Raw genomic sequence first — 17,942 nt, 5'->3', positions numbered from 1 at the left:
GTCCGGGGCCCGCCGTATGTCTCAGCCACTCGCCACCGGCAGGGACTTGTGGAAGAACGTCGTCGGGCGCAGCGTGCCGGACGGGTCGGCGGCGTAGTCGGGAAGCGTGCCGAGGGCCGACCAGCCCGAGGTGCGGTAGAGGCGCTCCGCCGCGCTGCCGGTCTGGGTGTCCAGCATCAGCAGGGTGCGGCCGGACGCGGCGGCGAAGGCCTCGGCCGTGGCGAGGAGACGGCGGGCGCTGCCGCGCCCGCGGGCCGCACGGTGGACCAGGAGCTTGGCTATCTCCGCGCGGTGCCGGCCGTTGGCGGACGTCTCGAGTCTGAGCTGGACGGTGCCTATGAGCCGGCCGCCGTCGTGAGCGGCCCAGAGGACCACGCGTTCGTCGGCGAGGTCGGCGGCGAGGGAGCGCCACCATGCCTCGGCCTGTGCGGAGGTGAGGGACGAGGTGAAGCCCACGGAGGCGCCGTCGTCCACCGCGTCGAGGAGCAGCGCGGCGAGATCGGGGGCGACGGCGGGCAGCGCGTCCGGGGTCAGCCGGGTGATGGTCGGGCCGTCGGTCATCACAGCTCCCTGTGCACCTTGGAGTTGGACGCCTGGGCGCGGGGCCTGACGACCAGGAGATCGATGTTGACGTGCGGCGGGCGGGTGACGGCCCAGGTGATGGTGTCCGCCACGTCGTCGGCGGTGAGCGGCTGAGCCACACCCGCGTAGACCTTGGCGGCCTTGTCGGTGTCGCCGCGGAAGCGGGTGGTCGCGAACTCCTCCGTCCTGACCATGCCCGGGGCGACCTCGATCACCCGGACCGGGGTGCCGACGATCTCCAGCCGGAGGGTCTCGGCGAGGACGTGCTCGCCGTGCTTGGCCGCGACATAGCCGCCGCCGCCCTCGTACGTGCTGAGGCCCGCGGTGGACGAGAGGATAACGACCGTGCCGTCACCGCTCGCGGTGAGCGCCGGGAGCAGCGCCTGGGTGAGGTTGAGCGTGCCGATGACGTTGACCTCGAACATACGGCGCCAGTCGGCCGGATCGCCGGTGGCGACCGGGTCGGCGCCCAGGGCGCCGCCCGCGTTGTTCACCAGGACGTCGCAACGCTCGAGGCCGGCGGCGAAGGAGTCGACGGCGGGGCGGTCCGTGACGTCGATGGGGTGGGCGGTGGCCCGGTGGCCGGCGGCGGTGAGCTCGGCGGCCAGCGCCTCGATGCGGTCCTTGCGGCGGGCGGTGAGGACCACGTGATAGCCGGCGGCGGCCAGTTGGCGCCCGGTGGCCGCACCGATGCCGCTACTGGCTCCGGTGACGACGGCGACGGGTGTCCCAGCGGTGCTCATGTCGTAGCTCCTCGCGCGTGTGATCGATGGTGATCGCGACGCCGCCAGAATAAATCGGCAGGACGCGCCGGAGTTCCCGGGCAATCAGCCGTATTTTCGGGCAATAGGTATCTTCTGGCTCATGTATGCGATGCGAAGGGCCCTGTCGGCGGGGGCCGCGGCCGTACTGCTGCTGATCGGCGCGGGGGCGGCGAGTGCGGGCGTGGACGGCGGGGGCGCGGATGGCGGCGGTGTGGACGGCGGGAACGTCGCGGGCGTCGGCGGCGGGGGTCCGGACGGCGGCGTGGGCGGCCAGGGTGTGGACGGCCGGAGTGTCGCGGGCATCGCGCCGGAGGCCGACGTGGCGCACCACGGCCGCGTGTCGCTGACCGACGGGCGGCTCGCGATCTCTGTGACGACGCTGAACCACGGTCCCTCCGGCCTCGCCGGGGTGACCGTGCGGCTCACCCTGTCCGTGCCGCCGGCCGGTACGCCGAAGCTGCCGCGCGGGTGCCTGCGGGCCGCCGAGCGGGAGTTGCTGTGCGCGACGGGTGCATTGCCGGCGGACGGGCCGGCCCGGACGCTCGGACTGGAACTGGGCACGGCCGGCAGCCCGCACGAGGTCGTGCTGCACGTCGCCACCGCGTGGAACGGCGGGGCGAGCGACCGGAACCCGGTGAATGACGAGCACCGGGTGCTGGTCCCGGCCACCGGGGACCCGTACGTCTTCTGAGGGCCGGGCCCCGGCCTGCCGGGTCATCGCGGTGTGCCGGCTCCCGACGCCCAGGCGATGTAGCCGTCGGGGCGGACGAGGAGCGCGGTGCGCCGGTCCGTCGCCCAGTGCGCCCGTATGACGCGGCCGGGGACGGGCGGGACGTCGGGCTCGCTGCCGGGAGGGCCCACCAGGACGAAGTCGCCCTCGCGGAGCAGTTCGTAGAGCCGGCCCTCCGCGAGCCGTAGGTCGGGTGCGCGCCGTCCGGTCAGGCGGTGGGAGCCGCGAGGCGCGCCGTAGGAGATGCCGATGCCCGAGACCATGCCCATGGCCTTTGCGGAGGCGGGGCGGACGGCGCTCAGGAACGCGGCGGCCAGTGAGCGTGCCGCGCGGTGGAGCGGGGTGCGGGCCATGGCGAGGCGCACGATGGCACCGCTGCTGCGCAGCACCGCCGAGCCGACCGGATGGCGCTCCGACTCGTAGCTGTCGAGCAGGACTTCGGGGTCGGGGGCGCGGCCCAGGACGACGGAGGCGAGCTTCCAGGAGAGGTTCGCCGCGTCCTGGAGGCCGGTGTTCATGCCCTGACCGCCGGCGGGGGAGTGGACGTGCGCGGCGTCGCCGGCGAGGAAGACGCGGCCCTTGCGATAGGACGGCGCCTGGCGTTCGTCGCTGTGGAAGCGTGAGATCCAGCGGGCGTCGTGCATCCCGAAGTCGGTTCCGAGGGCGCGGCGGGCGATGTCGCGGACCTCGTCGAGGTCGACGGGTTCGTCGTCGGCCACCTGACGGTCGCGGTTCCAGCCCATGACGCGGTACCAGCCGTCGCCGAAGGGGGCGATGAAGGCGAAGGCGTCCCCCACGCCGTTGACCGTGAGGAGACCGGCGGGCTCTTCCGCGAGCTTGACGTCGGCGAGCACGATGGACCTGATCACCGAAACGCCGGGGAAGGGCAGGCCGATGGCTTCGCGCACGGCGCTGCGCACGCCGTCGGCGCCGACCACGTAACGCGCGCGAAGGGTCCGCTTGCCGGTCGCGTCCGTCGCCAGCGCGGTGACGGAAGAGCCGGAAAGCTCCAGGCCCGTGAGCTCCGTCCCGTACCGGAAGTCGACGCCGGCGGCCAGGGCGCGGCGCTCCAGCAGCTTCTCCACCTCGTACTGCGGGGTGATGAGGAGGAACGGGAAGCGGGAGGGCAGCCGGGACAGGTCGAGGGAGAGGCGCCGGAACAACCTGAGGCCGGTGATCGGGGTGCCGTGGCGCACCAGTTCGTCGGCGAGGCCGCGGGCGTCGAGCAGCTCCAGGGTGCGTGCGTGCACGCCGAAGGCGCGGGTGATGTTGCTTCGCTCGTGGGGGCGGCGTTCGATGAGGGTGACGCTGACGCCCGCGGCGGCCAGGTCGCCGGCGAGCAGCATCCCGGTGGGGCCCGCCCCTACGACCAGCACATCGGTGTCGAACCCGGAGCCCGGGTCGACGGGAGCGGGGTCGGTGGCCGGAGTGGTCTTTGGCGAGGTGCGGTGAACGTTCGTGCTTCCGGTGCTGGGCCTGCCGGTCATGGCTGCCTCCTGATCCGGGCGCCGAAGGGCTGCGCCGATGGTCAACGCTTGCGGGTCAACGCTTGTGGGCCAACACATGTTGGTCAACGCTTGTTGGCAACTTTAGAGAGCCCGGCTCTGGCTTGTCAACACCTGTTGGCCTACAGTTGTTGGCATGACGACGGAAGCACCCGGCGCACCCCGCCGGTCGGACGTGACCAGGGCCGCGATCCTCGAAGCCGCCCGCGAGCGCTTCGCCGCCGACGGGTACGAGCGGGCGACGATCCGCGCGATCGCCCGTGACGCGGGGATCGACCCGTCGATGGTGATGCGCTACTACGGCAACAAGGAGGGGCTCTTCGCGGTCGCCTCCGAGTTCGACCTGCGCCTGCCCGAAATGGGCGCGCTCCCCGCCCGGCATGCGGGAGCGGTTCTCGTCACGCACTTTCTCGACCGCTGGGAGCAGGACGAGGTCCTGACGGCGCTGCTGCGCGCGGCCGTGACGAACGAGGCGGCCGCGGAGCGGACCCGAGCGATCTTCCGCGAACAGCTGGGCCCTGTCGCCGTCGCTCTGTGCCCCGATCCCGCGGAGGCCCCCCGGCGCGCGGCGCTCATCGCTTCCCAGATACTCGGCATGGCTATGGCCCGGTACGTGCTGCGATTCCCGCCCGCCGTGGAGATGACGCGCGACGAGGTCGTCAGCTGGCTGGCCCCGACCGTGCAGCGCTATCTCACGGAGCCGTGCACGGAAGTGAGGCCGTCGGAGCGGTCGGCAGCGGAAGCGAGGCCGTCGGAGCGGTCGGGAGTGGAACCGAGGCCGTCTTGACGGTCGGGAGCGGGCGCGGAGGCCGTGTCGTACGCGGGCCGGGAACACGGCCGGCGGCGTAGGCGACGCAGGGGCGGCCCTGAGGCCTGCCGGTCCTGCACTCGAGGCCTGCCGGCCCTGCTCCGAAGCTGCCCGGCCTACGCGCCCGAGGTGCGCAGAGCGTCGGTGACGATCGCCTCGAGGCGGGCGTGGTGCGCGCCGCGCCAGTACACCCGGCCGCAGGCCGTGCACTGGGCGAACACGTCGTACGAGCGCTGCGTGCCGTGCTGAAGCTGTTCCTGGACGGAGTCCTTGTCGGCCTCCTTCAGGGGGCCGTTGCAGGCCGTGCAGCGCGTCCACGGCGCGAGCGTGGGGGCGAAACGCTGGAGCACGTCCCGTAGTTGGTCGTCGGGCCGGTCGCTGTACACGTACGCGCCAGCCCAGATCTCGCGGCGGCGCAGCAGCCCGCGGTCGCGCGAGAGCAGCACCCGCCGCTCCTTGGCGGAGAGCGTGGCGAGGGCCGGGTCGCCGATGTCCTCGTTCTCGTACGCCGCGTCGACGCCGAGCAGACGGAGCCGCCGGGCCAGCGTGCCGAGGTGGACGTCGAGGAGGAAGCGGAGCGGGGCGCCGGGCACCTGCTGCGGACGGTCCACGCCGTGCACCTCGACGTGCTCTCCCACGCCCGGGATGTGTGAGGTGGGGACCTGGCGGCCGTCGACGATCAGCCGGCCCGCCTCGGTGAGCGGCACGCCCAGGGACTCCACGACATGGCCGAGCGTCGAGGAGCCGTCGGTGGTCAGGGCCGTACGGCCCCGGCGGTAGTCCGACGGCACGAAAAGACGCAGCTCGGGGGCGACGTCGATGGTGATCTCCGGTCCGTTCACAGCGCCCAGCATGTCAAAGGCCGCGGTGGAGCGGCCAGCGCTTTCCCCGGCCCGCCCCCCACCGGCCGGCCCTCACCGGCCCGGCGCCTCACCCGCCGACCCTCACCGGCCGGCCCGCACCGGCCGCGGCCGGCTCACCCGCCCGTCGGGCCCAGGTCGAGGCACCAGTCGTTGCTGCGCAGCAGATTGCCCGGCGGGTACTCGAAGTCGCACTCGCCGACGAGCGAGAAGCCCGCCTTCCTGCACACCGCGTTCGACGGGCCGTTGGAGACGGACGGGAAGGCGTGCAGGAACCGGTGCTTCCGCTCGGCCCGCGCCGCCTCGACGACCGCCAGCGTCCCCGCCGTCGCGATCCCGAGGCCCTGGAACGCGGGCAGCACACTCCAGCCCGTCTCGTAGACCTGCTCGTCCTCCCAGGTCTGCTCCCAGAAGCCGACCGTGCCCGCGGCCTCGCCGCCGCGGCGCCCGCCGGTCTCCAGGACTATGCGGAACATCCGGCCGCGCCCGGTGCGGTCGGCGCTCAGGTCGACGTACCGCCGGTGGCGGTTGAGGAGCTGCTCCTCCGTCTCCGGGCCGCCGAGATGGTCCATCAGCTCGGGGGCGTTCGCCGCGCGGAGCAGGTCGAGGTCGTCCTCGGACCAGGGCTCGATTCGTACCGGGATCGCTTTGCCGTCCATGTCCGCACTGTAGGGCCCGGGTACGACAGCGGCCCGGCCGTGCGGCTACCGCGCTGCCCTGGTGTACGCCGACGGGGGGACACCGACGGTCGCCGTGAAGTCCCTTACGAGATGCGCCTGGTCGCTGTATCCCAGGTCGTCGGCGAGCGCGGCCCAGTCGACACCGCCGGCCGGTCGGCCCGGTGTCTCGCCGACCGGTCCACCGGTCCGTTCGTCGGCCTGCTCGGCGCGCTCCAGTGCCTCGTGGATGCGGTAGCGCAGGATGACCCACTTGGGCCCCACACCCACCCAGCCGGCGAAGAGACGCTGCAGGGACCGGGCCGACAGGCCCGCCGCCCCGGCGAGTTGGGACACGCGCCGCACGGAACGGTCGGTACGGACCAGTTCGACGAGCTCCACGGCGTGTTCCGCCCGGGGGTCCGGCCGCGGGTCGAGCCCGAGCAGGAACGTGTCCAGCGCGGCCACCCTGGCGTCCTCGTCGTCCGGGTCCACGACGGCGTGCGCGGCGGTGCGCGGCGTCTCCTCGTCCCGGCCCGGCAGCAGTACGTCACCGAACGGCAGCCGTTTCCCCGTCCAGTCCGACACCGGCCGGTCCGGCGCGAACGGCCGGAAGCCGCCGGGCCGGAACTGCACCCCGCAGACCCGGCCCCGCCCGGCCAGCTTGTGTGTGAACAGCTCCAGCCCGATGCCGGCGACCTCGGCGTGGGCGGGCTCGTCGTCGTACCGCTGGAAGACCACGTTGACCGAGGGATGGGGAACGACATGGGAGGCGTACGGTTCGGTCAGATCCCAGTCGATCAGCCAGTAGTGCTCGAGATACGGGCGAAGGACGGGCGCGGGCTCGCGCCGCCGGAAGCGGACCCGCGCGAAGAGTTCACGGGCCTCCACGATGCCTCTCGTGTCGCGTCGCGGACCGGTCATTCTCCGATCCTAGGACCGCCAGGTGGCGCGTTCCTCCGAGCGGGGTGTCGCGTTTTTTCAATACGCGGCCATGGTGACGCTGCCTACCGTGACCCCATGACGAAACCCCTCAGTGAACTGCTCGCAGCGGCCGCGGAGCGCTCCGTTCCGGTGGTGTGCGGCATCACCGACGAACAGCTCGACCACCCCACCCCGTGCGCCGAGTACGACGTGCGCGGTCTCGCGAACCACCTGTTCCAGGTCATGGTCAACTTCCAGGCCCTGGCGGCCAAGAAGGAAACGGACTTCTCCGTCGCACCGGACTACGTCGGACACGGCGACTGGCGTGCCGCCTTCGAGAGGGAGACCGCCGCACTCGTGAAGGCATGGGCGGAACCCGGCGCCGAGGAGGGCACGTCGGGCGCGATGGGGCTGCCGGCCGGCACCGTCGGCCGGATGGCCCTCGACGACCTCACCGTGCACGCCTGGGATCTCGCCCGCGCCACGGGGCAGGAGTACGAGCCCGACCCGGTCGTCGTCGCCGAAGCGCTCCGGTCCTGTGCCGAGCTCGCCCCCACCGGCCGCAAGATGGGCGCCTTCGGCGAGGAGTTCCCCCTGCCCGACGGGGGCGCCGGGGCGTCGGACCTCGACCGTCTGCTGGCCCTGACCGGCCGCGACCCGGAATGGCGGCGGCCGTAGCGGCTCCTTCCGCGGGATCTCGTCCGGACGCGCTCGGCCGGCGGCCGGACGACCGGAAGCGACAGCCGTAGCGGTCCCTCCGCGGGCCCCCCGGGCGCGCTCGGCCGGCGGCGGGACGTCGGAGGCACGTTCGGCCGGGGCCGGGCTAGATGACCGGAGGCCGGCCGAGTCGGGTCATGCGCCACACCGTGCGCCACTTCATCGGCCGACGGTCGCCGCACGGTGTGCGCACGCCCTCCAGCAGCCCGGCGCCCCAGGCACCCAGCCCGGAAACGGAACGGGTGCGCACCAAGTGGAGCAGGATCCACACGCCCAGGTAGACCGGCACCAGGGGGAGGGGGAGCCGGCGCCTGGCGAGCCAGACCCGGTTGCGGGCGGTGAAGCGGTGGTACACCGCGTGTCTGGCCGGGGAGGTTCTGGGGTGCTGGAGGACGAGGTCGGGTTCGTAGAGGATCTTCCAGCCGGCGTCCAGGGCGCGCCAGGCGAGGTCGGTCTCCTCGTGGCAGAAGAAGAAGTGCCCCGGCCAGGTGCCGATCTCGGTGAGCATCGGTGCCGACAGGGCATGGCCACCTCCGAGGAAGGCGGTCACCGGACCGCGCCGCATGGGGTCACCGGCCCGCAGACGTGGCACGTGCCGTCGCTGCGTCTCGCCGAGCTCGTCGGCGACCCGGAAGGACACGATCCCGAGCGCCGGATCCGCCGCATACAGCTGCTGAACCTTGCGGAACACGTCGTCGGCGATGAGGAGGCCGTCGTCGTCGAGTTCGACGATGACGTCGACGTCACCCGCGTCGAGCAGGGCCCGCAGCCCGACGTTCCGCCCGCCGGGGCAGCCCAGGTTCTCCTCCAGGGGGATCTTGGTCACCTCGGCCGACACATCGGTGAGCGGAGTCGCGTTGCCGACCAGGACGATCCGCGTCGGGGGAACGTCCTGTCCGACCACCGATGCGATCAGTGCGTCCAGTTCACGCGGTCGCGTGCCCATGGTCACGATGACGACTCCGATGCGCGGCAGTGGCATGGCGGCGAACTCCAGTGGTCGGCTGGATGCCGATGATGCCAGCCGCGGGAGGGCCCGCCCGGGCACGCCTCGCGACGTGGCGCGCTCCGGCCGCGGAAGACGCGGGAACGGCGGAGCGGACGGACGACAGAGGGGCAGCGCGGCCGGCCGTCGCGCCGGTGCGTGCCGTGGCGTAAGGGAACCGTCATGACTTCCCGGCTCCATGGCAGTGCGGGATCTCGTTGAATGGGACCTGTAACAGCTGTTCTAGGAGGTGGGGATGGCAATGGGACGCATGCGCCCGGTACTCGCAAGGCCGGCCGGTATCGCCGTCGTGGTCGGGGTCGTGTTGGCGGCCGTCGTGGGGCTGTACTGGTTCCAGCCGTGGAAGATCTGGCAGGACGAGACGGTGCAGGAGGCGTTGCCGGGGACGTCGGCCGGTGCCTCGCCGTCGGGCGGGGCCGCCGAGCCGCCGTCCGCCGCGCCGAGCGGGCCCTCGGCGTCGGCGCCCACGTCGCCGTCGACCCCGCCCGGTCCGGCGAAGGTGGCGGCCGGTGAGTTGATCAGCCACGAGCACGAGACGTCCGGCACCGTACGGCTGCTCCGGCTGCCCGACGGCTCCTACACCGTCCGGCTGGAGAACCTGGACACGAGCAACGGCCCCGACCTGCACGTCTGGTTGACGGACGCACCGGTCAAGGAAGGCAGGGCCGGCTGGCACGTCTTCGACGACGGGGCCCATGTGAGCCTCGGCAAGCTCAAGGGGAACAAGGGCGACCAGAACTACGCCCTGCCCGCCGGCACCGACCCGGCCCGCTACAACAGCGTGACCATCTGGTGCGACCGTTTCGACGTGTCCTTCGGCGCGGCGGAACTCAGCCGCGTCTGACGCCGACCGGACAGGCCGAGCGCGGGGCACGCCAGGGCACGTCAGGCCGTGAGCAGGCGGCCGGGCACGGTCAGGGCCAGGTCAGGAACTGTGGTCGGGGGGCGGGGTCGGGGCGAGGTCGGACATCCGGCCGTCGCCCGGCAAAACGCCCGTTCAGGGCCAGACGAGGCAATACGGCTGATGCCCCGCCTCGTGCAGCCGGTGGGAGAAGTCCTGCCATTCATGGAGCAGTTGGTACACGTTGAACGCGTCCCTGGGCCCGCCCCGGTCGGGGACCGTCGACCATATGAACGCCGCCGCACCCACCGACTCCTCGCCGATGCCACGCAGCGGGTCGACCACGGTCATCGGCAGCTTCACCACCGCGTAGTCGGGGTGCAGTACGACGAGCTCCAGCGGCGGCACCTTGTTCAGCGGCATGCCCTGGATACCGGTGAGAACCATGGCCGCTATGGTCTCCGGCTTGATCTTCGTGAACATTCCGCCCATGCCGAGCTCGTCGCCGCCGAGCTCCTCGGGGCGCATCGAAATCGGCACCCGGGCCGCGGTGGCTCCGTCGGGCGCGCCGAAGTATTTGTAGGTCACCCCCACTCGGCCGCTCCTGCCTCCCGCGGGCTCGTCCCCTTCGCCTCGCCGGTGCTTTCCGCGCCGGGCAGGCTCAGGACCCAGGTCGTCGGTCCCCTCGCCCAGTCCGCCACCGCGATGCATATCTCCACCCGACCACTCGCAGCCCCCGCCGCGCAACCCGATCATCGTGACAGTGACCTCCCCCACGAACGTGCGGTGAAACACCTGTCCGCAGATACGTCCGAGCCTCTGAGACCATGGATTCCGTGAGCTTTCCCTATGACGCCCCAGTTTCGCAGACGCTTTTCGACCGCGCGTCCCTCGTGACGCCCGGCGGCGTGAACTCTCCCGTCCGTGCCTTCCGTGCTGTGGGCGGTACGCCCCGGTTCATGGTGTCCGGTACCGGTCCGTACCTCACCGATGCCGACGGGCGCGAGTATGTCGACCTCGTGTGCTCGTGGGGGCCGATGATCCTCGGGCACTCCCACCCGGCCGTGATCGAGGCGGTGCAGGCCGCGGTCGCGCGCGGCACGTCGTTCGGCACGCCGGGCGAGGGAGAGGTCGCCCTCGCCGAGGAGATCGTGGCCCGTGTCGAGCCCGTCGAGCAGGTTCGGCTGGTTTCCAGCGGTACGGAAGCGACCATGTCGGCGATCCGGCTGGCCCGTGGCTTCACCGGCCGACCCAAGATCATCAAGTTCGCCGGCTGCTACCACGGGCACGTGGACGCCCTGCTGGCCGCCGCCGGTTCGGGAGTGGCGACGTTCGGCCTGCCCGACACGCCCGGGGTCACCGGCGCGCAGGCCGGAGACACCATCGTGCTGCCGTACAACGACCTCGAGGCCGTGCACGCCGCGTTCCACGCCAACGCCGGCCAGATCGCCTGTGTGATCACCGAGGCGTCGCCCGGCAACATGGGCGTCGTCCCGCCGCGGCCCGGTTTCAACGAGGGCCTCAAGGCGGCGTGCGCGCAGAACGGCGCGCTCTACATCTCCGACGAGGTGATGACCGGTTTCCGTACCTCGAAGGCCGGCTGGTACGGCGTCGACGGTGTCGCGCCCGACCTGATGACCTTCGGCAAGGTCATGGGCGGCGGCTTCCCCGCCGCGGCGTTCGGCGGCCGCAAGGACGTCATGGCGCACCTCGCCCCGGCGGGCCCGGTCTACCAGGCGGGCACCCTGTCCGGTAACCCGGTCGCCACCGCCGCCGGTCTCGCGCAGCTGCGGCTCCTCGACGACGCCGCCTACGACAAGGTGAACGCGGTCTCGAAGGAGATCCGGGCCCTGGTGACCGAGGCGCTGACCAAGGAGGGCGTCGCCCACCGGCTGCAGACGGCGTCCAACATGTTCTCCGTCTTCTTCACCCCGACCGAGGTCAGGGACTACGAGGACGCCAAGAAGCAGGAGGCGTTCCGCTTCAACGCCTTCTTCCACTCGATGCTCTCCCAGGGCGTCTACCTGCCGCCGTCCGCCTTCGAGTCCTGGTTCGTGTCGACCGCGCACGACGAGCGGGCGATCGAGCGGATCGCCGCGGCCCTGCCCGCCGCCGCCCGCGCCGCCGCGGAGGCCACGGCATGAGCGCCGGCAGCCACCGCCCCACGGGGGGCGCCGACTCCGGCGCCCTGACGGCCGGGGACAGCGCCGTCGAGGCGGCGCTGGAGCGCGCCGCGGCGACGGACGGGGACGTCCGGCGCGAGGCCGGCGAGATCACCGTCGTGCACCTGATGCGCCACGGTGAGGTGCACAACCCCGACGGTGTCCTCTACGGCCGCCGCAGCGGGTACCACCTCTCCGAGCTCGGGCGGCAGATGGCCGACCGGGTCGCCGAACACCTCTCCGGCCGGGACATCACCCATGTCGTCGCCTCGCCGCTGGAGCGCGCGCAGGAGACGGCCATGCCCATCGCCAAGGGGCACGGCCTCGCTCTCGAGACGGACGAGCGGCTGATCGAGGCGGGCAACGTCTTCGAGGGCAAGACGTTCGGCGTCGGCGACGGCGCGCTGCGCAAGCCGGGCAACTGGCGGCACCTGACCAACCCGTTCCGCCCGTCGTGGGGCGAGCCGTACATGGACCAGGTCGTGCGGATGATGGCGGCGCTGGACGCGGCACGGGACGCGGCGCGCGGTCACGAGGCCGTGTGCGTCAGCCACCAGCTGCCCATCTGGACGCTGCGCAGCTTCGTGGAGCGCCGCCGGCTGTGGCACGACCCGCGGCGCCGGCAGTGCACACTCGCCTCGCTGACCACCTTCACGTACGAGGGCGACCGGATCGTCTCCGTGGGATACACGGAACCGGCCCGCGATCTTGTGCCGCCGCATCTCCTCGCCGGCGCCAAGCCGGTGAAGGGGAAGAGCAAGGCATTCGGCGCATAGCCGCTCCCGCATTCGATCACCCGTATTGAAGAAAAATAAGCAGAGTTACCCGGAACCCGCGAGTTCCACAGCGCATCTCAGCTTGTGCCGGTTTGTTCGCCGGTTCGAGCAACTGCTCTCGTGACCAGGAGAGCGCGGATGGGGACGATATGCGGGAGATCAGCCGAAGGGGATTGCTGGGAGCGGGACTTGGGGCCGCAGCGGCCATCGGAGTGGCGGGCTGCGGCTCCAACGGCTTCGGCGGCGGACGTACCGACCCGGCCGAGGGGGTCGGCCAGGGCAAGGGCAGCAGCAGCCCCTCCCCGTCGAAGAACCCCGTGCGGCTGATCGGCGACGGCTCCACCGCCGACACGGGAAAGCAGCCGCACCAGCCGCAGAAACCCGTCCCGCTCGAACCGGGCCAGACACCGCCGCAATTCGTGATCTTCTCCTGGGACGGCGCGGGCGAAGTCGGCAACGGCCTCTTCCCCCGTTTCCTGGAACTCGCCAGGGACCACGGCGCGGGAATGACCTTCTTCCTCTCCGGCATCTATCTGCTGCCCGAATCGAAGAAGTCGCTCTACCGGCCGCCCAACAACACCATCGGCGCGTCCGACATCGGTTATCTCACGGACGACCACATCAAGGACACCCTGAAGTGCATACGCCAGGCGTGGCTCGACGGCCATGAGATAGGCACCCACTTCAACGGGCATTTCTGCGGCGGCTCCGGATCCGTCGGCAACTGGACCTCCGCGGACTGGCAGAGCGAGATCGACCAGGCTGTGAAGTTCGTCACCGAATGGCGGACCAACAGCGGCTGGCACGACATCGACCCGCTGCCCTTCGACTACCGCAAGGAACTCGTCGGCGGCCGCACCCCCTGCCTGCTCGGCCAGGACAATCTGCTGCCGACGGCCAAGCGGCTCGGCTGGCGCTACGACGCCAGCTCGCCCGGCGGCCACCAGATGTGGCCAGGGAAGAAGCTCGGCCTCTGGGACCTGCCGCTCCAGTCCGTCCCGTTCCCCGGCCACACCTTCGAAGTCCTGTCCATGGACTACAACATGCTGGCCAATCAGTCGAAGAACTCGACCAACGGCATGCCCTCCCGCTATCCGGGCTGGAAGAAGCAGGCGCGGGACGCCTATCTCGCCGGATTCCAGCGGGCCTACGAGACCAATCGCGCACCCTTCTTCATAGGCAACCACTTCGAACAGTGGAACGGCGGCATCTACATGGACGCCGTGGAGGAAGCGCTCAAAGGCATGGCGGGCAAGAAGGACGTACGGCTGGTGTCCTTCCGGCAGTTCTGCGACTGGCTCGATGTGCAGGATCCGCAGGTGCTCGCCAAGCTTCGTACGCTCGGGACCGGTCAGTCGCCGGCGGGCGGCTGGAACGCATTCTTTAAGGCCGCTTGACAACGGCCCTTAACGGGCACGCAGGGGGGTGCGGAAGATCCCCGCCGGGCTCATGCGAAACTTTTCACATGAGCCTTAGCCGTGCCCCCCGCGCCGCCCTGCTGACCGCCCTGGTCGCCGCAGGTGCGCTCACCCTGTCGGCCTGCGGCGACGGTGGGAAGTCCGGAGGCGGCGGTGACACGAACTTCGTCACCGGGACCGGCGGCATCGACACGGTCGCCAGGGGCGAGCGTCAGGCCCCCAAGAAGCTCGCGGGCGAGACCCTCGACGGCGGGCGCCTCGACATCGCCGACCTCAAGGGCAAGATCGTCGTGATGAACGTCTGGGGATCGTGGTGCGCCCCCTGCCGTTCCGAGGCGCCCTACTTCGCGAAGGTCGCCAAGGAGACCGAGGCGGACGGCGTCGAGTTCGTCGGGATCAACACCCGCGACCCGCAGAAGGGCCCCGCCCTCGCCTTCGAGAAGGATTACGGCGTCGGATATCCGAGCCTCTACGACCCCATCGGGAAACTGATCGTCAACGGTTTCCCCAAGGGCAGCCTCAACCCGCAGGCCATTCCCTCCACGATCGTCCTCGACCGGGAAGGGAAGATCGCGGCGCGTTCGCTCAAGGCGCTCGACGACGAGGAACTCCGCAAGATGATCGACCCGTTGATCGCGGAGAAGTGATCCTGTGGAAGTTCTGGCCGCAGCGTCCGGCATGAACGAGACGGTGTTCGGCGGCGCACTGCTCCTCGCGCTGCCCATCGCCGTGCTCGGCGGACTCGTCTCCTTCTTCTCGCCGTGCGTCCTGCCTCTGGTGCCCGGCTACCTCTCCTATGTGACCGGCGTCACCGGCACCGACCTGGCCGACGCCCGGCGCGGCCGGATGGTCGTCGGCGCGTCGCTGTTCGTCCTCGGCTTCACCGTCGTCTTCGTCTCCGGCGGCGCCTTCTTCGGCTACTTCGGCAACACCCTGCTCGGACACCGGGACGTGCTGTCCAAGGTCCTCGGCGTGCTGATGGTCCTGCTGGGCGTGTTCTTCATGGGGCTGATGCCCTGGCTCACCCAGCGCGAGTTCCGCTTCCACAAGAAGCCCGCGACCGGCCTGGTCGGCGCGCCGCTGCTCGGAGCGCTGTTCGGAGTGGGCTGGGCCCCGTGCATCGGCCCGACCCTCGCGTCGGTGCAGGCCCTCGCGCTCAACGAGGGAAGCGCGGGCCGCGGGGCCGTACTGTCTGTCGCGTACTGCCTCGGTCTCGGTCTGCCGTTCATCGTCGCCGCGGTCGCCTTCCGCAAGGCGCTCGGTGCCTTCGGCTGGATCAAGCGGCACTACACATGGGTGATGCGGATCGGCGGAATCATGATGATCGCGACCGGTCTGCTGCTGCTCACAGGTGCATGGGACACCCTGGTGCAGGAGATGCAGGGATGGTCGAACGGCTTCACGGTGGGGATCTGAGTTCATGAGCAAGACCGAAGAGCGCGACCTCGGCGACGCCGGAGCGCAGCTGTCCACCGCCCCCACGGAGAATCCGGCCGACCAGGCGATCGGCGGGCCCACGCTCTCCGTCGTCGGCTGGGTCCGCTGGTTCTGGCGCCAGCTGACCTCCATGCGGGTCGCGCTGATCCTGCTGTTCATGCTGTCGCTCGGCGCCATCCCGGGCTCCCTCGTCCCGCAGAACAGCGTGGACGAGCTCAAGGTGCAGGCGTTCAAGAAGCAGCACGACCTCCTGACGCCGGTCTACGAGAAGCTCCAGTTCTTCGACGTCTACAGCTCGGTGTGGTTCTCCGCGATCTACATCCTGCTGTTCGTCTCCCTCATCGGCTGCATCGTGCCGCGCAGCTGGCAGTTCGTCGGCCAGCTCCGCAGCCGGCCGCCGGCCGCGCCGAAGCGCCTCACCCGCCTGCCCGCGTACACCACCTGGCGCACCGGGACCGATCCGGAGCAGGTGCGCGAGGCGGCCCTCGCGATCCTCAAGAAGCGCCGCTTCCGTGCCGACGCGGCAGGCGACGCCGTCGCCGCGGAGAAGGGCTACCTGCGCGAGGCGGGCAACCTCGTCTTCCATGTGTCGCTGATCGTGATGCTGGTGGCGTTCGCCACGGGGACGCTGTTCAAGTCCGAGGGCGGGAAGCTGATCGTCGAGGGCGACGGCTTCTCCAACACGCTCATCCAGTACGACGACTTCAAGTCCGGGTCGCTGTTCGACACCGATGAACTCGTGCCGTTCAGCTTCAGCCTGGACAGCTTCACCGGGACGTACGCGAAGGACGGCCCGCAGCGGGGCACCCCGCGCACCTACGAGGCAGCCGTCACCTGGTCCAAGGGCGACGGTCCCGCGCGGAAGTCGGTCATCGAGGTCAACAAGCCGCTCGAGGTCGACGGCACCAAGGTCTATCTGCTGTCGCACGGCTACGCACCCGTCGTCACCGTCAGGGACGGCAAGGGCAAGGTCGTTTCCAGCGGCGCCGTGCCGCTGCTGCCGATCGACTCCAACGTCACCTCCACCGGCGCCATCAAGGTGATGGACGGTTACCGCGACAAGGACGGCAAGAAGGACCAGCTCGGCTTCCAGGCCTTCTTCGTGCCGACGTTCGCGGGCGCCGGACACGGCGACATGTTCTCCCAGTTCCCCGGGCTCGAGTACCCGGTGCTCGCGCTGACCGGCTACCACGGCAGCCTCGGCGTCGACGCCGGCCTGCCGCAGAACGTGTACCAGCTCGACACTCGCAAGATGGAGCAGTTCAAGGACGCGGACGGGGAGATCCTCAAGCAGCGCCTGCGGCCCAGCGAGACCATGAAGCTCCCCGACGGCGCCGGCTCCATCACCTTCGAGAACGAGGTGAAGGAGTGGGCGAGTTTCCAGATCTCTCAGCAGCCCGGCAACGGCTGGGCCCTGGCCGGCGCTATCGCGGCCATCACCGGTCTGATCGGCTCACTGTTCATCCAGCGCCGCCGCGTCTGGGTGCGCGCGGTGCGCGGCGCGGACGGTGTGACCGTGGTCGAGATGGCCGGCCTCGGCCGAGCTGAGTCCGCGAAGCTCCCCGAGGAGCTGGCGGAGCTGGCCGCGACCCTCCATGCGCAGGCGCCGACCGCGTCTGAACCCGTAGAAGTTCCTGCCGAAGGGGCTGAGAAGTGACGCTCGCCGCCGCAACCAACGCGAACCTGGCGGAGATCAGCAACTATCTGATCTATTCGTCGATGGCCGTCTACACGCTGGCCTTCTTCGCGCACATCGCCGAGTGGACGCTCGGCAGCCGCAGCAAGGTGGCCCGTACGGCCGCCGCACTGACCTCCCCCGACCGGAAGACCCCGGCCGACGCCCCGAAGATCCAGGTCAAGGGCGGCGGCACCGCCGTCCTGGAGAAGCCGAAGGTCGTCACCCGGACCGCGGGCGGCGCCCGTGACGTCCCCGACGGCCCGGGCGCGCACGGCGGCACCGAGAGCGGTGACCTGTACGGCCGCATCGCCGTGTCCCTGACCACGCTCGCGTTCCTGATCCAGGCCGCCGGCGTCACCTCCCGCGCCCTGTCGGTGCAGCGGGCGCCGTGGGGCAACATGTACGAGTTCTCCACGACGTTCTCGACCGTTGTCGTGGGTGTGTACCTGGCGCTGCTGCTCGCCAAGAAGAACGTCCGCTGGGCCGGGCTGCCGCTGGTCACGACCGTGCTGCTCGACCTGGGCATCGCCGTCACCTGGCTCTACACGGAGAGCGACCAGCTCGTCCCGGCCCTGGACTCGTACTGGCTGTGGATCCACGTCTCCACCGCGATCTTCTGCGGTGCGGTCTTCTACCTCGGCGCCGTGGGCACCGTGCTCTACCTGTTCCGCGACTCCTACGAGGCCAAGCTGGACCGCGGCGGCAAGCCCGGCCGCTTCGCCTCCTCGGTCCTGGAGCGGCTGCCCGCCGCCGCGTCGCTCGACAAGTTCTCCTACCGCGTCAACGCGGCCGTCTTCCCGCTGTGGACGTTCACGATCATCGCCGGCGCGATCTGGGCCGGCGACGCGTGGGGCCGCTACTGGGGCTGGGACGCCAAGGAGGTCTGGTCGTTCATCACCTGGGTCGCCTACGCCGCCTATCTGCACGCCCGTGCGACGGCCGGCTGGAAGGGCCGCAAGGCCGCGTACCTGGCGCTGATCGCCTTCGCCTGCTGGCTGTTCAACTACTACGGCGTGAACATGTTCGTGAACAGCCTGCACTCGTACGCGGGCGTGGAGTGAGGTAGCGCCCGCGCCGC

Annotated in this window: 19 protein-coding genes; 11 read left to right on the top strand and 8 right to left on the bottom strand. The window is 70.9% G+C overall.

Features of this window, described 5'->3' with window-relative positions; genetic code table 11:
• Positions 1-21: 21 nt before the first annotated feature.
• Complete coding sequence (locus ACWGH4_RS04375; protein ID WP_453455424.1) at positions 22-561, bottom strand: N-acetyltransferase family protein; 540 nt, start codon at positions 559-561, stop codon at positions 22-24.
• On the bottom strand, positions 561-1,325 hold the full coding sequence (locus ACWGH4_RS04370; protein ID WP_453455422.1) for an SDR family NAD(P)-dependent oxidoreductase: 765 nt from the start codon (positions 1,323-1,325) through the stop codon (positions 561-563). The genes ACWGH4_RS04375 and ACWGH4_RS04370 overlap by 1 nt, the downstream gene beginning before the upstream one ends.
• 121 nt (positions 1,326-1,446) lie before the next feature.
• Here ACWGH4_RS04370 and ACWGH4_RS04365 point away from each other — a divergent pair, with 121 nt between their 5' ends.
• The gene (locus tag ACWGH4_RS04365) at positions 1,447-2,037 is read left to right on the top strand and encodes a hypothetical protein (RefSeq protein ID WP_453455419.1); all 591 of its coding nucleotides are present in this window, start codon (positions 1,447-1,449) and stop codon (positions 2,035-2,037) included.
• A 23-nt stretch (positions 2,038-2,060) separates the two neighbouring features.
• Here the strand turns inward: ACWGH4_RS04365 and ACWGH4_RS04360 are convergent, their stop codons facing one another.
• Entirely contained in the window at positions 2,061-3,563 is a 1,503-nt protein-coding gene (locus ACWGH4_RS04360; RefSeq protein ID WP_453455416.1) for an FAD-dependent monooxygenase, read from the bottom strand.
• A 154-nt stretch (positions 3,564-3,717) separates the two neighbouring features.
• On the opposite strand from ACWGH4_RS04360, the gene ACWGH4_RS04355 reads away from it, so the two are divergent.
• Positions 3,718-4,368, top strand: coding sequence for a TetR/AcrR family transcriptional regulator (locus ACWGH4_RS04355; RefSeq protein WP_453455413.1), 651 nt, complete (start codon positions 3,718-3,720; stop codon positions 4,366-4,368).
• Positions 4,369-4,505: 137 nt separating this feature from the next.
• Here ACWGH4_RS04355 and ACWGH4_RS04350 read toward each other — a convergent pair whose 3' ends face one another.
• The 3 genes from ACWGH4_RS04350 to ACWGH4_RS04340 form a co-directional block, all read right to left on the bottom strand.
• Positions 4,506-5,231, bottom strand: coding sequence for a Mut7-C RNAse domain-containing protein (locus tag ACWGH4_RS04350; protein ID WP_453455410.1), 726 nt, complete (start codon positions 5,229-5,231; stop codon positions 4,506-4,508).
• 134 nt (positions 5,232-5,365) lie between these two features.
• Positions 5,366-5,908: a GNAT family N-acetyltransferase gene (locus tag ACWGH4_RS04345; protein ID WP_441265649.1), complete on the bottom strand. Its 543-nt coding sequence runs from the start codon at positions 5,906-5,908 to the stop codon at positions 5,366-5,368.
• 45 nt (positions 5,909-5,953) lie between these two features.
• A complete protein-coding gene (locus ACWGH4_RS04340) occupies positions 5,954-6,829 on the bottom strand; it encodes an AraC family transcriptional regulator (RefSeq protein WP_453455406.1) in 876 nt (291 codons plus the stop codon).
• A 96-nt stretch (positions 6,830-6,925) separates the two neighbouring features.
• On the opposite strand from ACWGH4_RS04340, the gene ACWGH4_RS04335 reads away from it, so the two are divergent.
• On the top strand, positions 6,926-7,507 hold the full coding sequence (locus ACWGH4_RS04335) for a TIGR03086 family metal-binding protein (RefSeq protein WP_453455403.1): 582 nt from the start codon (positions 6,926-6,928) through the stop codon (positions 7,505-7,507).
• A gap of 145 nt (positions 7,508-7,652) precedes the next feature.
• Here the strand turns inward: ACWGH4_RS04335 and ACWGH4_RS04330 are convergent, their stop codons facing one another.
• Entirely contained in the window at positions 7,653-8,528 is an 876-nt protein-coding gene (locus ACWGH4_RS04330; RefSeq protein ID WP_453455400.1) for a glycosyltransferase family 2 protein, read from the bottom strand.
• A gap of 265 nt (positions 8,529-8,793) precedes the next feature.
• Here ACWGH4_RS04330 and ACWGH4_RS04325 point away from each other — a divergent pair, with 265 nt between their 5' ends.
• Positions 8,794-9,396 carry a DM13 domain-containing protein gene (locus tag ACWGH4_RS04325; RefSeq protein ID WP_453455429.1) on the top strand — a complete coding sequence of 201 codons (603 nt, stop codon included), beginning with the start codon at positions 8,794-8,796 and terminating at the stop codon, positions 9,394-9,396.
• Positions 9,397-9,549: 153 nt separating this feature from the next.
• On the opposite strand, the gene ACWGH4_RS04320 is transcribed toward ACWGH4_RS04325, so the two are convergent.
• Entirely contained in the window at positions 9,550-10,104 is a 555-nt protein-coding gene (locus ACWGH4_RS04320) for a hypothetical protein (RefSeq protein WP_182327717.1), read from the bottom strand.
• 116 nt (positions 10,105-10,220) lie between these two features.
• Here ACWGH4_RS04320 and hemL point away from each other — a divergent pair, with 116 nt between their 5' ends.
• The 7 genes from hemL (at position 10,221) to ccsB (ending at position 17,925) form a co-directional block, all read left to right on the top strand.
• Entirely contained in the window at positions 10,221-11,537 is a 1,317-nt protein-coding gene (gene hemL / locus ACWGH4_RS04315; protein WP_453455396.1) for a glutamate-1-semialdehyde 2,1-aminomutase, read from the top strand.
• Between the two features lie 146 nt (positions 11,538-11,683).
• The gene (locus tag ACWGH4_RS04310; protein ID WP_441265784.1) at positions 11,684-12,331 is read left to right on the top strand and encodes a histidine phosphatase family protein; all 648 of its coding nucleotides are present in this window, start codon (positions 11,684-11,686) and stop codon (positions 12,329-12,331) included.
• A 149-nt stretch (positions 12,332-12,480) separates the two neighbouring features.
• Positions 12,481-13,728, top strand: coding sequence for a hypothetical protein (locus ACWGH4_RS04305; RefSeq protein WP_453455392.1), 1,248 nt, complete (start codon positions 12,481-12,483; stop codon positions 13,726-13,728).
• A 68-nt stretch (positions 13,729-13,796) separates the two neighbouring features.
• Positions 13,797-14,396 carry a TlpA family protein disulfide reductase gene (locus ACWGH4_RS04300; protein WP_453455389.1) on the top strand — a complete coding sequence of 200 codons (600 nt, stop codon included), beginning with the start codon at positions 13,797-13,799 and terminating at the stop codon, positions 14,394-14,396.
• A gap of 31 nt (positions 14,397-14,427) precedes the next feature.
• Positions 14,428-15,165: a cytochrome c biogenesis CcdA family protein gene (locus tag ACWGH4_RS04295; protein WP_189467105.1), complete on the top strand. Its 738-nt coding sequence runs from the start codon at positions 14,428-14,430 to the stop codon at positions 15,163-15,165.
• A 4-nt stretch (positions 15,166-15,169) separates the two neighbouring features.
• Positions 15,170-16,843, top strand: coding sequence for a cytochrome c biogenesis protein ResB (resB, locus tag ACWGH4_RS04290; RefSeq protein WP_453455385.1), 1,674 nt, complete (start codon positions 15,170-15,172; stop codon positions 16,841-16,843).
• Positions 16,840-17,925 carry a c-type cytochrome biogenesis protein CcsB gene (gene ccsB / locus ACWGH4_RS04285; RefSeq protein WP_441265657.1) on the top strand — a complete coding sequence of 362 codons (1,086 nt, stop codon included), beginning with the start codon at positions 16,840-16,842 and terminating at the stop codon, positions 17,923-17,925. The genes resB and ccsB overlap by 4 nt, the downstream gene beginning before the upstream one ends.
• The last annotated feature ends 17 nt before the right edge of the window (positions 17,926-17,942 follow it).

The organism is Streptomyces sp. NPDC054847 (genome assembly GCF_053610925.1).
The sequence above is the reverse complement of the archived record's forward strand: the minus strand, read 5'-3'. Positions and strand labels throughout refer to the sequence as shown.